The sequence below is a fragment of the Bradyrhizobium sp. USDA 4474 genome (assembly GCF_054057515.1).
This window is the reverse complement of sequence record NZ_JBSRZJ010000002.1, coordinates 6,516,915-6,530,731: the sequence shown is the minus strand read 5'-3', so window position 1 is coordinate 6,530,731 and position 13,817 is coordinate 6,516,915. Positions and strand designations below refer to the sequence as shown.

Here is a 13,817-nt window from a genome sequence, read left to right as displayed (position 1 = left end):
CCCGAACGACTATTACTTTTTTATGTTCGCCAGCATCGAACGACATAGATTTTCTACGCCGATCCGGCACATCGTCGGCCTGCCGGGTAATTGACGACATCAAGGGTGGGTTTGCACCCTGACGTGATCCGCTGTGGTGCGCAGACAGGCGCCCGCATCAATCCATGATGTCTTATCCTGAAAGCGCACACGTACTTTGATCGCAAATCTCCCACTTGGCCGCATGTCCTCGATGGCGAGCATGCGGACGACCAGACCCGACGCTGGAGATGGCCACTTGGCGGCTGCGGACGAGCATCAGCAGCCGCACGCGCCATGGCGCACGCTGTCGCCTTTCCTGTTTTCGGTTCTTGGAATCACCCTGTTCACGGCGCCCCTGCTTACATTCAGCCGGACCGTCGCAACCAGCCTGGTGCCGATTGCCTATCTGATCCCGGTGATCTTCGCTGCGACCAGGTGGGGCGTCTGGCCTGCCATGGTCGCCTCGATCGCAGCCATGGCGGCCGCCGACTTCTTCTTCTTCGCGCCGGTCTACAGTTTTCGCGTCGATGACCCGCAGGAGGCGGTCGATCTGCTGCTGTTCCTGATCGTGTCGTTGGTCAGCAGCAATCTGGCCTCGCGGCTACGCCAGGAAACCGAACGTCTGCGGCGCAGCGAACGTGAGATGCAGGCGCTCTATGAATTCTCACGGAGGCTGGCCTCCTGCTTCACCATCGCCGACCTCATCGCGGCCATTCAACAGCACTTCGCGCAGGCTTTCGGCCACCCGGCCACCTTCTTCGTCACCATGTCCGATGGCCACGTTGAACCGGCGAACTCGGGCTTCGCACCCCCCACGGTGCAGTCGGACGCCGCCGCCATGAATGCCGGTATCGGCCCGATGTCGCGGACGATCGTCGACGAGAACAGAAGGGAGCTTTGGCTGTTGCGAGCGATTGCCTCGGACGACACGATTCACGGGGTTATCGCGGTGAATATCGGCGTCGGTCCGCAGCCGGCGATCGCGACCCGCACGCGCCGCATCGAGGCCATTCTCGAAGAGACCGCGCTGACGCTGCAGCGGCTGGACATCGGCAAGGCCATGGAGCGCGCACGACTGCACTTGCAGGGGCAGTTGCTGCGCGACGCCTTCCACGGCACCCTGTCCCACGAGCTTTGCTCGCCCCTCGCCGCGATCCAGGGGTCGGCAAGCGTCCTCGATTCGATTCCTGCAATCCGGGCCGATGGCCGCATCCGCGCGCTGGTCGACGCGATCTCCGAGGAGACGGCCCAGCTCGACGGCTACATCAGGAACCTCCTGAGTGCGACACGCGTCACGGCGGGTGGCCTGAGCCCGCGTCTCGAATGGGCCGATCCGAGAGACATCGTGAACGGCGCGGTCAAGAGGCGCGGACGCCGACTCGCAGCGCACCGGATCGAGATGGCCTTCGCCGATGAGCTGCCGCTGCTTTACGTGGATTCCGGATTGATCGAGGAAGCCTGTGGCCAGATCCTCGAGAACGCCGCGAAATATTCGCCATCCGGTACGACCATCTCGGTCGACGTCAGGCCCGAGCCGGAGCGCTTCATCATCCGGGTCTCCGACCAAGGCGTCGGCATCATGCCGGACGAGCAGGGAAAGCTCGGCCGTCGATCGTTCCGCGGGTCGCGTCATCAGGCATCCGTTCCGGGCTCCGGCCTCGGCTTCTGGATCGCTACGACCTTTGTGCACACCCACGGCGGAACGATCTCCGTTCAGAGCCGGGGACACGGCCAAGGAACCGCCGTCACCATCGCCCTGCCTGCCACCGCGCCTGAACCCATGGCTTTCAATGAGTAAGCCCGCAAACGTTGTTCTCCTGATCGACGACGAGCCGAAGATCAGGCGCTTCCTGCGCGCCGGCTTCGAGATCAACGGCTTTGTCGTGCTCGAGGCGGAGAGCGCGACCGAAGCCTTGAAGATTGCCACGTTCAGCGCGCCGGACCTCATTGTTCTGGATCTGGCACTGCCGGATCTTCACGGCGCCGAGGTTCTCGAACGGATCCGCGCCTGGTCCAACGTGCCGATCATCATTCTGTCCGTGGCCGCGGGCGAAGACGACAAGGTGCGGCTGCTCCAGGCCGGCGCCGACGACTATGTCGTGAAACCCTTCGGCATGGCCGAGTTGCTGGCGCGCAGTGAAGCCGCGCTGCGGCGCTACTTCAAATCGGCGACGGAAAATCCGGTCGTCATCGCAGGCCCGCTCTCGGTCGACCTCGTCACCCGCACGGTGTCGCTGAACCAGAGCCCGATTCGCCTCACGCGAAAGGAGTACCGGCTGCTTCACGTGCTCGCCATGCATGTCGGCCTCGTCGTAACCCACGACCAGCTCCTCAAGGATATCTGGAACGGCAATCAGCGCGACAACATCCAGTACCTGCGCATCCTCGTGCGCAAGCTTCGCCAGAAGATCGAAAGCGATCCGAATCAGCCACGGCTGCTGATCACGGAATCCGGGGTGGGCTACCGGCTTCAGAACCGGTTCGACCCCGTGCCTGTCGCCGATCGGGTGAGCTGATGCTAGGCCCTCGCCCGCGTCGTTCGTTCTACGTCGCGGTCTCCTGGAGCGGCAACGCGCAGGACGGCGGGTTCTGGGAAATTCGCCGCAAGCGAAAGGCGATGGGCGTCAGGCTCAGCGGATCCAACTTTCCCTCACGTCACGCCGCGGATCAGGCGGGCCGGATTGCGCTTGAGGATTTCCTCAACGGCCTCGTCATCGAGCGCGCCGCGCGCCCGGCGGTCTGATCGCCGCCCCGGTCTCCACCCGGGCAATCCAGAGCAGCCCGCACCGCCGAGCGATTCCACGCCTGTAAATAAATAATATATTTTGTCGCGCAAACCGCTTACCTTGCACAACAAAGGGGCGGACGCAGTGGACTTCCTCGTTCAGAAATTCAACGTTTTTGGTGTCGACGTTCAGTACTGGATGCTTGCCGGTGCCGTCGTTGTCGCAATTTTCATCATCTTCGCCTGGCGTACACGCGATCGCGCCTGATCGACGCCGCGGACACGAAAGCCGATCACCAGTGGCGTAAACGCCGTCCGACAGCATTGCGCTGAACCGTCGAACCATTCGATCGCTTCAATCTCCAGACCGTCTCGCGCCGACGAAAGATATTTTCTCTTAATTGTTTGTAGCACTTTGCGATGTCGCGAGCGCGCAACGAGCGCTCAAAAACCAGCATCTCGGCGACTTTTGCGCCGTTTCTGCATCGCGGAATCCTCCTGCCCTCCATAAGATCGTCATCGACAACGAATGGGCCACACGGCCATGTAGGGGGCTTGAATGAACGCTAGACTGAAATCCGCTCTCGTCGCGGGAGTATTGCTTGGCCTTGGTGCTGCGGTCACGGCGAATGCTGCCGACCTGCCGCTGAAGGCGCGGCCGATGCCCGCAGTGTCTCTCTACGACTGGACCGGCTGCTATCTCGGCGCCAACGTCGGCGGCGGATGGACGAGGCTCGACACCGCGCGTGTGTTGGACGTCACCGGCGCCGCGGCTCCGAACAATTACGGCCGCGAGAACGACAGCGCAGTCATCGGCGGCGGCCAGGTCGGCTGCGACTTCCAGACCGGCAATCTCGTGTTCGGCATTGGAGGCAGTTTCGATTTTGGCAACATCAATGGCCGCCACGCGCTGGCGGACTTCCCGACCTTCTCGGAGTCAAACAGCCTGAAGGAAATCTACACCGCGACCGGCCGCATCGGCTATCTCTGGACTCCCCAATTCCTCGGCTACCTCAAGGGCGGTGCGGCCTACATCAAGAATCGCAATCAGGTCTTTGCGCCGGGCGGCGGACTGGTCGAATCCGCAAGCTTCTATCAACCTGGCATGACCGTCGGCATCGGCGCGGAATGGATGTTCACCCCGAACTGGTCGGTCTTCGCCGAATATAACTACATGTGGTTCCATGATGACAATGCGCAGGCCTTCACTCTGGCCGGCGGGGGTGCAGGCGAAGTCATCAACTCCCAGCAGCGCGTTCAGACCGTGCTCGTCGGCGTCAACTACAAGCTGCATTGGGACGGCCCGGTGGTCGCCAGATACTGAAAACTCCTTCCGAGAACCCTCAACGAATTTAGCCCCGGTTTGCCGGGGCTTTTTTCTGCGACCGCCGCCTTGCCGAAGACGACATCCGAACTGCAGCCGCGCGTCGATAAATTTCAGTTGATCAGCGCGCAGGCAAACACGTTGTGCAGTCGACCGGCTTTTGTTCAATCGCGGCGTTGCGCTCGTCGGACGCTATCATTTGTGTATTCAAATTCGCTCTCCCCGGTATCGAAAACAAATAAACGTGCCGCTAGTACTGACCTCTGGCAACCTTGGCGTCGCAGCACTGTAAGGTTGACGTCAGTTGGGCTTGTTAACGAGATTTCGTCCGCCTCAATCGCTTCACTCCGCAGAGTCTGCGCAGCGATCCGGCAGATCGAGGACGGACATCCGAAGCGCGTAGAACGGGGCTCTGTGATGGCATTTCGCATCAAGCATGCGGGGATGACGGCCGGCATTGCCGCCATCGGCGTCACCATCGGTGCAGCCTGGTTCTTCACCCATACGGGCGAAGTACGATCTGCAAAGGCGGCGGCGCAACCCGCCGCGGACAGCGACGTCGACATCGCGCAGCAGACCGTCGGCATCAGCGAGAAGCAGGCGGCCGGGTTCAGGATCCTGGCCGCGGAGGAGCGCAATTTTCGGGTCGTCAAGAATGCGGTCGGGTCGATCGACTTCAATCAGAACATGCTGGTTCAGGCGTTCACGACCAACCCGGGGAAGATCGTCGACGTGGTCCTCAACGTCGGCGATACCGTCACCAAGGGACAGACCCTGTTCACGATCGACAGTCCCGACCTGCTTCAATCCGAATCCTCCCTGCTGGCGGCGGCCGGCGTGCTTGAGCTGCAGACCCGGACCCTCAATCGCGTGAAGCAGCTGCTCAAGACGGGCGGCGGCGCGCAAAAGGACGTCGATCAGGCGACCTCCGACCAGCAGACTGCGGAGGGCAACTACAAGGCCGGCCGCGATGCCGTACGCATTTTCGGCAAGACCGACGAAGAGATCGACCGCATCCTCGCCGATCGCAAGGTCGATTCGGTCCTGCGCGTGCCGAGCCCGATCTCGGGCCAGATCGTGTCGCGCAGCGCGGCGCCGGGCCTCTACGTCCAGCCCGGGAACGCGCCCGCGCCCTACACGCTCGCCGACCTCTCCACCATGTGGATGGTCGCCAACGTCGTCGAGACCGACGCCCCCGCCCTATCGGCTCGGCCAGCCGGTGGCCGTCACCGTGCCGGCCTATCCGAACGAATTGTTTCGCGGCACCGTGACGACGCTCGGGCTCAACATCGATCCCGCCACGCACCGCCAGCTGGTTCGGTCCGTGGTCGAAGATCCAAGCCACAAGCTTCGTGCCGGCATGCTGGCCAGCTTCTCGATCGAGATCGACGGGCCGAAAGCGTCGGTCGCCGTCCCCTCCGACGCCATCGTCCGCGAGGGTGACGGATCCATGACAGTCTGGGTCACCACCGACCGGCGCCGCTTCCAGCGGCGCACGGTGAAGGTCGGGCTGGAACAGAATGGCTGGCGCCAGATCCTCGACGGTCTGAACGCAGGAGATCTGATCGCTTCGTCGGGTGCAATCTTCCTCAGCAACAAGTTCGCCATTGCGGCCACGGGCTAACCCCGTCGTGCATCCCCCTCAACTGCCGCTCAGTGCAAGTGTGCGATCTTGATCAAGAGTCTCCTCCAGTTCGGCCTGACCCGCAGCGCGATCGTCGTGCTCGGCCTCGTCGTGTTCTGCGCCGCAGGCCTTGCCGCCTTCAGCAAGCTGAACATCGAGGCCTATCCTAATCCGGCGCCGGTGATCCTCGAGATCACCGCGCAGGCGCCGGGGCTCTCGGCAGAGGAGATGGAGAAGTACTACACGATCCCGATGGAGGTCGGATTGTATCCGACGCCGGGCGTCGTCGGCATCCGCTCGACCTCCTTCTACGGCCTGTCCTTTGTCCGCGTCACCTTCCGCTACGGCGTCGATTACTATTTCGCGCTGACGCAGGCCGCCAACAGCATCCAGCAGAACATCCAGCTGCCGGGCAATCTGGTGCCGACCATCCAGCAGTCGAGCCTGGTCGGCGAGATCTACCGCTACCGGCTGGTCGGGCCGCCGAATTTCGGCCTGACCAACCTGCGCACCCTGCAGGATTACGTCGTGACCCGCCGCCTGATGACCCTCCCGGGCGTGGTGCAGATCAATGCCTGGGGCGGCACCACCAAGCAATTCAACGTCGATGCCGATCTGTCCAAGCTCGAATCCTACAACATCACGGTGCCCCAGCTCGTCACCGCGCTCGGCAACTCCAACGCCAATGTCGGCGGCCGCGAGATCGCGATCGGGCAGCAGTCGGTCAACATCCGCGGCATCGGCCTGATCGATTCCGGCGGCGCCGACGACGTCACCAAGGGCTACCGGGTCCAGGACATCGAGAACATCGTCCTGACCCAGCAGAACGGGCTGCCGATCCAGATCAAGGACGTCGCCAAGGTCACGATCGGCTACGTGCCGCGGCTCGGCATCGCCGGCAAGGACAAGGACGACGACATCGCCGCCGCGATCGTGGTGATGGGACGGACCCAGCACACCAACGACATCATTCCGAAGGTCGAGGAAGAGGTCGAGAAGATCAACAGCGACGGCACGCTGCCGCCCGGCGTCAGGATCGTGCCTTATTACGATCGCAGTGCGCTCGTCGGCGTGACCACGCACACGGTGCTGCACAACCTCGTGTTCGGCTGTCTCCTGGTGTTCGTGATCCAGTGGGTGTTCCTGGGCAATCTGCGCAGCGCGCTGATCGTGGCCGCCAACATCCCATTCGCATTGTTCTTCGCCATCATCATCCTGGTGCTGCAGGGCGAGGATGCGAACCTGCTGTCGCTCGGCGCGGTGGATTTCGGCATCATCGTCGATTCCGCCGTCATCATCATGGAGAACATCTTCCGCAATTTCCAATCGAGCCCGGCGGCCCGCGCCCGCGTGCTGCAGCATCTCTCCGAAGGCTATTGGGGCGCGGATCCGACGGCGCTGACGCATGGCCAGCCCTCGGCCGCGCGCTGGTCCGACCGGCTCAGGATGATCTTCGTCAGTGCCCTCCAGGTCGACAAGGCCGTGTTCTTCACCGCCGCGATCACGGTGACGGCCTTTGTGCCGCTGTTCACGATGCAGGGCGTCGAAGGCCAGATCTTCGGGCCGATGGCGCGCACCTATGGCTACGCGCTCGCCGGCGCACTGCTGGCGACCTTTACCGTCACGCCGGTGCTCGCCTCGCTGCTGCTGCCCGAGCACATCGAGGAGACCGAGACCATCATCGTACGGGCGCTGCGCCGGCTCTACACGCCGGTGCTGCGCTGGGCGCTCGGCCGCGTCAGGCTCGCCGTGACCGCAGGCGCCGTCTTCCTCGCGCTCTCCGCCCTCGCGGCCAGCCAGCTTGGCAGCGAGTTCCTGCCGGCGCTCGAGGAAGGCAATTTCTGGATCCGCGCCGCGATGCCGCCGACGATCTCGCTCGATGCCGGCACGGAAGCGACCCGCAAGATGCGCGACATCCTGCTGCGCCACCCTGAAATCATCACCGTGGTCTCGCAGCATGGCCGGCCCGACAACGGCAGCGACGCCTCGCCCTTCTCCAATGTCGAGCTGTTCGCTCCGATCAAGCCGTTCGACGAATGGCCAGCCGGCCTGACCAAGGAAAAGCTGACGGAGGAATTGCAGAAGGAGTTCGACGAGGAGCTCCCCGGCATCACCTTCAATTTCTCCCAGTACATCCAGGACAATGTCGAGGAAGCGCTGTCAGGCGTGAAGGGCGCCAATTCGGTCAAGATCATCGGCCCCAACCTCGACGTGCTCGAACAGACTGCGACCAGGGTGATGGAGGTGATGCGTGACATCAACGGCGTCGCCGATCTCGGCATCTTCCACCTGGTCGGTCAGCCCAATCTCGACATCAGGGTCAACAGAGAGAAGGCCGCGCGCTACGGGCTCAACACCGGCGACGTCACCACTGTGGTCCAGGCCGCGCTCGGCGGCTCCGTGGCCACCAACGTGCTGGAGGGCGATCGCACCTTCGGCGTCGCCGTGCGCCTCGATCCCAAATTCCGGCAGAATATCGACGAGATCAAAAGCCTGAAGGTCGCCTACGCGACGCCGTCGGGCACCAATGCCTACATTCCCCTCAGCGAGCTTGCCGACATCTCGCTCGATACCGGCGCGCTCTTCATCTATCGCGAGAAGAGCCAGCGCTACATTCCGATCAAGTTCAGCGTGCGCGGCCGCGACCTCGGCTCCACGGTCGCGGAGGCGCAAGCCCGCGTCGCCGCTGCCGTGCAGCTGCCGACCGGCTACCGCATCATCTGGTCCGGCGAGTTCGACAATCTCGAGGCCGCCAAGGCGCGCCTCATGATCGTGGTGCCGGTGACGCTGCTGTTGATCTTCGTGCTGCTCTACAGCCTGTTCAATTCGGTGCGCGACAGCCTGCTCGCGCTTGCCGGCATTCCCTTCGCCGTCGGCGGCGGCCTGATCGCGCTGTTTCTGGCCGGGCTCGATTTCAGCATCTCGGCCGCGATCGGCTTCATCTCGCTGTTCGGCGTCGCCGTCATGGACGGCATCCTCAACATCACCTATTTCCGCGAGCTGCGCGCCACCGGCATGAGCATCAGCGACGCCGTCTTCAACGGCGCCGAGCAGCGCATGCGGCCGATGCTGATGACCGCGCTGTCGGCCGGCGTCGGCCTGTTTCCGGCGGCGCTGTCGCACGGCATCGGCAGCCAGGTGCAGCGGCCGTTGGCGACCGTCGTCGTCGGCGGCATGTTCATTGGTCCCCTGCTGCTGCTCGCCGTGGCGCCTGCCCTGCGCAAGATCTTCCTGTCGCGCGAGCCGGCGCCGTCGGAGCAGAACAATACGGCCGCCTCGCCGCCGCCCGAGGCGGCCCATCCGGAGGGCGGCTGAGATGCGTCGCGTGACAGCCTTGGGCCGTCTCATCCGCGGACTCGCAACGGGTGGCGCAAGCCTTTGGCTCGCGAGCTGCGCCGTGGGGCCCGATTTCAGCCCGCCGCCGGCCCCCGACGTCTCGCGATACACGCCGGAGCCGACCGCATCGCCGCGCAGCGATGCCGGCGGGCCGGGCGTGCCGCGGCAACGCTTCGTCGATGGTGCCGACATCCCGACGCGGTGGTGGGCGGCGTTCCGCTCCGCACCGCTCAACGAGCTGATCCGCCTGTCGGTGGACCATAATCCGTCCTTGCAGGCGGCCGAGGCCGCGATCAGGGTCGCCAATTTCAACGCGCTGGCGCAGCGCGGCCTGTTCTTTCCGCAGGTCGGCGTCAACTACACGCCGTCCGACCAGCAGACGTCGAACAATTTCAACTCCAACCCGGTCGTTTCACCGCAGACCCGCTATACGCTGCATACTGCACAGCTCAACATCAGCTTTACACCCGACGTCTGGGGCCAGAACATCCGCGCGGTCGAGAGCCTCGATGCGCAGACCGAACAGGCGCAATTCCAGCTCGAAGCCGCCTATCTCGCACTGAGCGCCAACGTCGTAACCGCGGCGATCCAGGAGGCCTCGCTGCGCGGACAGATCGCGGCTATCGAGCGCATCATCAAGATCGAGCGCGACATTCTCGCCATCCTCAGGAATCAGTTCAGCGCCGGCCAGGCGGCCCAGGTCGACGTGCTGGCGCAGGAGGCGACGCTCGCCCAGTCCGAGCAGACGTTGCCGCCACTCCAGAAGCAGCTCGCGGTACAGCGCGATCTCCTCACCGCATTGGCCGGGCAGTTCTCCGCCGACGAGGTGCTGCAGAAGTTCAACCTGCAAACTCTCACCCTGCCGGCCAATCTCCCCGTGAGCCTGCCCAGCACGATGGTGGGGCAGCGCCCGGACGTGCGGGCAGCCGAGGCCAACATGCATTCAGCCAGCGCGCTGGTCGGCGTCGCGATCGCCGCGCGATTGCCCAATCTGACATTGTCCGCCAATCCCGGCAGCAGCGCCTTCAAGGCGGCCGAGTTGTTCACACAGGGGACGCTCTTCTATACGGTCGCGGCGAGCGCGACCCAGCCGCTATTCGATGGCCTCACGCTGTATCACAAGCAGAAGGCGGCCGAAGCCACCCTCGAGCAGGCGGAGGCGCTTTACCGGCAAGCTGTGATCACGGCGATGCAGAACGTCGCCGACGCGCTCCGCAGCCTGCAGGCCGATGCCCGCGCGGTTCAGGCCGCAATCAAGGCGGAGAACGCCGCCAAGGCCAGCCTCGATATCATCCAGAAGCAGCTCGTGCTCGGCCAGGTTAATCAGGTCATCGTGCTGAACGCGCAGCAGATCTATTTGAACGCCGCGATCGCCCGCGTGCAGGCGGTGGCGACGCGCCTCTCGGACACGGCGGCCCTGTTCCTGGCGCTCGGCGGTGGCTGGCCGGCCCAATGCACGACGACGGATTGGCGCAACTGCGTGCTGGCGGACGCCTCCCCGGCCCCCATTCAGGTCAGTGAAACCAGGTGAAAGCGACGACTTTGCCGACGGACCGCGCGGAGCGCTTACCAGATAACAAGCGCGCAAAGCAGCGCCAGCGGCACGACGGCCACTCCGATGGGAACCCATTTCCCCATGTCGGCCGGATTCTTAGGGTACTGAAAAATCTGAACCCCGAGAAAAATGCAGACGGTCACGCCGATGATGAAGCGAATCATATCGGACGGCGTGTCATAAGCCGTCCACAAGCTCTCGCTCTGGGGCGTGGCAACGCGGAAGGTGACCACGATCACGACCAGAAGGAAGAGCGTCCGCAGAGCGAGACCGAGCAACCGCATTTATGTCATCCAGCGCCGAGCCGAATCTTAGCACAGGCCAATCAGGTCGTCATGTCGCAGCGCGAAACAGTGGCGCTTCACTGCATCCCCCGGAGATCAGGACATGGTCAATTTGTTCGTTGGCGTTATCAACGTCGCACTGCTCGCGGCTGGCGGCTCCGCCGTCCATCACGATGATCAGCCGCCGACCGTCGCGGTACGGATGGTGTGCGACCAGAACTGCAATTGCTGGCCGACGCGCTATCGGGAGCGCCGGCCACTTCTCGCCGACCGCCCCGATCTGGCCTGTCCGCCGCGGCCAAAAGACCGCCCTGCCCTCGGCTATTACAATGGCCACTACCGCACCGGACCTGCAACGGGCGCGGGATTTGACAGCCTCGGTAACAGCGAATTGCCGTTCCCATTCTGAAGCTTCCGGGTCCCCGACAGCAGTAACGCATGCAAATCATCAAGTTCGCGCTGGCCGCCGCCGTCTACGTGACGGCGACACTGGCCCACGCCGCCGGCTAGCGGCCCAATGCTTGGCGGCGAAGCTCGTCGATAAGGAGCGATACTGCTTGATCGTTTGGCGCTAGCTGGCGAAGCCGCTCCGCATACTCTCGTGCCGAATCGAAATCTTTCGCCTCGCGGCTCATGGCCAAGACGGCCGAGAGTGTCTCCCTATCGTTCGGATGTCTTTGCAGGTTTTCCTTCAGCACGGCGGACGCTTCTTCGCGGCGTCCAGCTGAATGCAACGCGATTGCATAGACGTAGGCATAGTGAGATTGACCGGGATCTAGGGTCGCGGCAGTTCGCAACTGGTCGAGCGCTTGGTCGGGCCGCTTCTCGCGCACGAGGGTCAAGCCGAGTGCGTGATGGAGCGGAGCATCCTGCGGCGATCTGGATAGGGCATCGCGAAGAACCTCCTCGCCGTCGTGGTCTTTTCCCAGCTGTCTATAGAGATCGGCGAGGTTAATGGTCGCGGGTGCAAATGTCGGATCGAGCCTGAGCGCGGACCGATATTCGGCTTCCGCGCTGCCAGCATTGCCCTGTCGCGCGAAGAAATTGCCGAGCGCGGTACGCGCCTCCGGACGGTCGGCATTCAGCCGTTGCGCGACGACGTACTCCTCCGCGGCCCGTGCGAACTTGTCGCGATCGGTAAGCGGCTGGCGCGCCGCAGGCACCGCGGCGAGAAGCTCAGCAGCGCGGATACGGACGCCACGCACAGGATCGCTGAGTTGCGCGGAGGCGAGCGACCAGAGCCGATCGACCGGCGCTCCTTCAAGCCCGTCGAGTGCGCCGAGCCGCACGAGCGGATCGGCATCGGAGAGCGAAGGCCGAATCAGGTCGAGGTCGGGCGCAGGAAGCTCCGCGAGCGCACTGGCGCGGACGAAGCCGGGAGCGTTACTGGATGTAGCGATCGCGACGAGTTGCGCTTGCGCGCCGGCAGCTTCGCTCCACGCGGCGTGAAATGCACCCGCCCAGTCCTGGTAGCCGCGGCGCTCCGGCCCGAACCAAGTCTCGACCTGCTGGGCCGCCCAGGCCGCGGGCTTGTCGCGATGGCAGTCGTTGCACGCGTTAGGCGTGCCCGTTTGCACCGAGACATCGGGGCGCGGGATACGGAAGCTGTGGTCGTGGCGCCGGTCGACGACCATGTAGCGCCGCTCCGGCATGTGGCAGGACGGGCAGCCAAGTGGCGGCGAGACATCGCTATGGTGGTGGTGGGCGGGTGATTGGTAGTTGTCGGGCGCATGGCATTGCGCGCATACGCCATCCCCGGGCGCCTTCAGCGCGGCGCTGTGCGGATCATGGCAGTCGCTGCAGGTAACGCCCTTCGCGAACATCTTGCTCTGCTTGAACGGCGCGTAGTTGTAGGTCTCCTCGTCGTCGCGCATCTGCCCGTCTGCATGAAAGTGTTGGCGGTCCAGCAGCGACACGCGATGCGTGTCCGCGAGCGGCCGTCCCGGCGTCCAGTCCTCGGAAAGCTGCCCGCGGCGCGCATGACAGCGTCCGCAGGTCTCGACTTCCTTGCGCAAGCCGGGCGCCGGCCCGCTGCGTGCAGGCATCAACGTTCCGGCGGAAGCTGACCAGACGATGCCGGTACGTTCGTCGAAGCGGACGAGCAGACCGTCGTCGGGGCCGCGCGAAGCCGGCTTGCCGCGCGCCCAGGCAACATGCCGCGAACCCGCGCCGTGGCACGCCTCGCAGCCGACGCTGATCTCCGAGAACATGGTCGAGAACCTGTCCTTGTCGGCGTCGTAGCCCTTGTGCACGTCAGTCGAATGGCACTCCGCGCACATGAAATTCCAGTTCTGGTTCAGCTTCGTCCAGTGCAGGGGATCGGCGTGCGTGACGTCGCCGTCGGGATAAAGATGAAACCAGCGCTGACCGCCCTGCTCCCTCGGGCGTGTATCCCAGGCAATCGACAGCGCCTGAACGCGACCATCCGAAAATTCGATCAGATATTGCTGCAGCGGATCGATGCCGAAGGTGTATTTCACCTGGAAGACGGCGAGCTTGCCGTCAAGTCCGTCGGTCTCCACCAGGAACTTGCCGCCCTCGCGGAAGAAGCGCGAGCGCGTGCCGGCGTAGTCAAATGCTGCATCGTTGAAATCGCCGCGGACAGTTTGCGCGGTCGCATGATCCATGGCGTGGCGATGCTGCGACGTCTGCCAGAGTCGTGTCTCCGTCTGGTGGCAACCCATACAGGAATTGCTGCCGGCAAAAGCCAATTGGATCGGCTCCGGAGGCTGGACGAAAATCTTGGTTGTCTCGAACCAAAGCAGTGCAGCGGCGATCGCAACAGCAAGCGCGCCAATGATCCGCCGCTTCATGGTGCGGTGGGTGGTCAGCGGCTGCAGGGCGGACCGATCCGGCTCGGGTGTCCGAGCCTTGCGGACCTTGTCGCGCCTGCGGTTCTTTCGCGACCCTGGTGCCACGTTCCGCTTACAGCTCCAGCCGTTCGCCGC

At 64.0% G+C, this 13,817-nt stretch carries 11 protein-coding genes and 2 pseudogenes; 11 read left to right on the top strand and 2 right to left on the bottom strand.

All coding sequences use genetic code 11. The features are described 5' to 3' along the window. Positions 1–277 precede the first annotated feature (277 nt). The 10 genes and pseudogenes from ACVW16_RS32160 (at position 278) to ACVW16_RS32115 (ending at position 10,561) form a co-directional block, all read left to right on the top strand. Positions 278–1,819, top strand: a complete 1,542-nt coding sequence (locus ACVW16_RS32160) for a sensor histidine kinase (protein WP_456734792.1) — start codon at positions 278–280, stop codon at positions 1,817–1,819. Continuing rightward, entirely contained in the window at positions 1,812–2,537 is a 726-nt protein-coding gene (locus ACVW16_RS32155; RefSeq protein WP_456702986.1) for a response regulator, read from the top strand. The genes ACVW16_RS32160 and ACVW16_RS32155 overlap by 8 nt, the downstream gene beginning before the upstream one ends. Continuing rightward, on the top strand, positions 2,537–2,764 hold the full coding sequence (locus ACVW16_RS32150) for a hypothetical protein (protein WP_456702985.1): 228 nt from the start codon (positions 2,537–2,539) through the stop codon (positions 2,762–2,764). Before ACVW16_RS32155 ends, ACVW16_RS32150 begins: the two co-directional genes overlap by 1 nt. Before the next feature lie 127 nt (positions 2,765–2,891). Then, on the top strand, positions 2,892–3,014 hold the full coding sequence (locus tag ACVW16_RS32145; RefSeq protein ID WP_456770751.1) for a hypothetical protein: 123 nt from the start codon (positions 2,892–2,894) through the stop codon (positions 3,012–3,014). Between the two features lie 291 nt (positions 3,015–3,305). Continuing rightward, positions 3,306–4,070, top strand: coding sequence for an outer membrane protein (locus ACVW16_RS32140; RefSeq protein ID WP_456734790.1), 765 nt, complete (start codon positions 3,306–3,308; stop codon positions 4,068–4,070). 417 nt (positions 4,071–4,487) lie between these two features. Beyond that, positions 4,488–5,216: pseudogene (locus tag ACVW16_RS32135) on the top strand (efflux RND transporter periplasmic adaptor subunit); the annotation flags it as partial. Between the two features lie 73 nt (positions 5,217–5,289). Beyond that, positions 5,290–5,379 (top strand): annotated as a pseudogene (locus tag ACVW16_RS32130) (hypothetical protein); the annotation flags it as partial. A gap of 141 nt (positions 5,380–5,520) precedes the next feature. After that, positions 5,521–5,694 carry a hypothetical protein gene (locus tag ACVW16_RS32125; RefSeq protein ID WP_456802640.1) on the top strand — a complete coding sequence of 58 codons (174 nt, stop codon included), beginning with the start codon at positions 5,521–5,523 and terminating at the stop codon, positions 5,692–5,694. 48 nt (positions 5,695–5,742) lie between these two features. Further along, positions 5,743–9,009, top strand: coding sequence for an efflux RND transporter permease subunit (locus ACVW16_RS32120; RefSeq protein ID WP_456734789.1), 3,267 nt, complete (start codon positions 5,743–5,745; stop codon positions 9,007–9,009). Position 9,010: 1 nt separating this feature from the next. Beyond that, positions 9,011–10,561 carry an efflux transporter outer membrane subunit gene (locus ACVW16_RS32115; RefSeq protein WP_456734788.1) on the top strand — a complete coding sequence of 517 codons (1,551 nt, stop codon included), beginning with the start codon at positions 9,011–9,013 and terminating at the stop codon, positions 10,559–10,561. A 35-nt stretch (positions 10,562–10,596) separates the two neighbouring features. Here the strand turns inward: ACVW16_RS32115 and ACVW16_RS32110 are convergent, their stop codons facing one another. Continuing rightward, complete coding sequence (locus tag ACVW16_RS32110) at positions 10,597–10,869, bottom strand: hypothetical protein (protein WP_456734787.1); 273 nt, start codon at positions 10,867–10,869, stop codon at positions 10,597–10,599. Between the two features lie 103 nt (positions 10,870–10,972). Here ACVW16_RS32110 and ACVW16_RS32105 point away from each other — a divergent pair, with 103 nt between their 5' ends. Continuing rightward, complete coding sequence (locus ACVW16_RS32105) at positions 10,973–11,278, top strand: hypothetical protein (RefSeq protein ID WP_456734786.1); 306 nt, start codon at positions 10,973–10,975, stop codon at positions 11,276–11,278. Positions 11,279–11,375: 97 nt separating this feature from the next. On the opposite strand, the gene ACVW16_RS32100 is transcribed toward ACVW16_RS32105, so the two are convergent. Further along, positions 11,376–13,682: a tetratricopeptide repeat protein gene (locus ACVW16_RS32100; protein WP_456738514.1), complete on the bottom strand. Its 2,307-nt coding sequence runs from the start codon at positions 13,680–13,682 to the stop codon at positions 11,376–11,378. Positions 13,683–13,817: the final 135 nt, after the last annotated feature.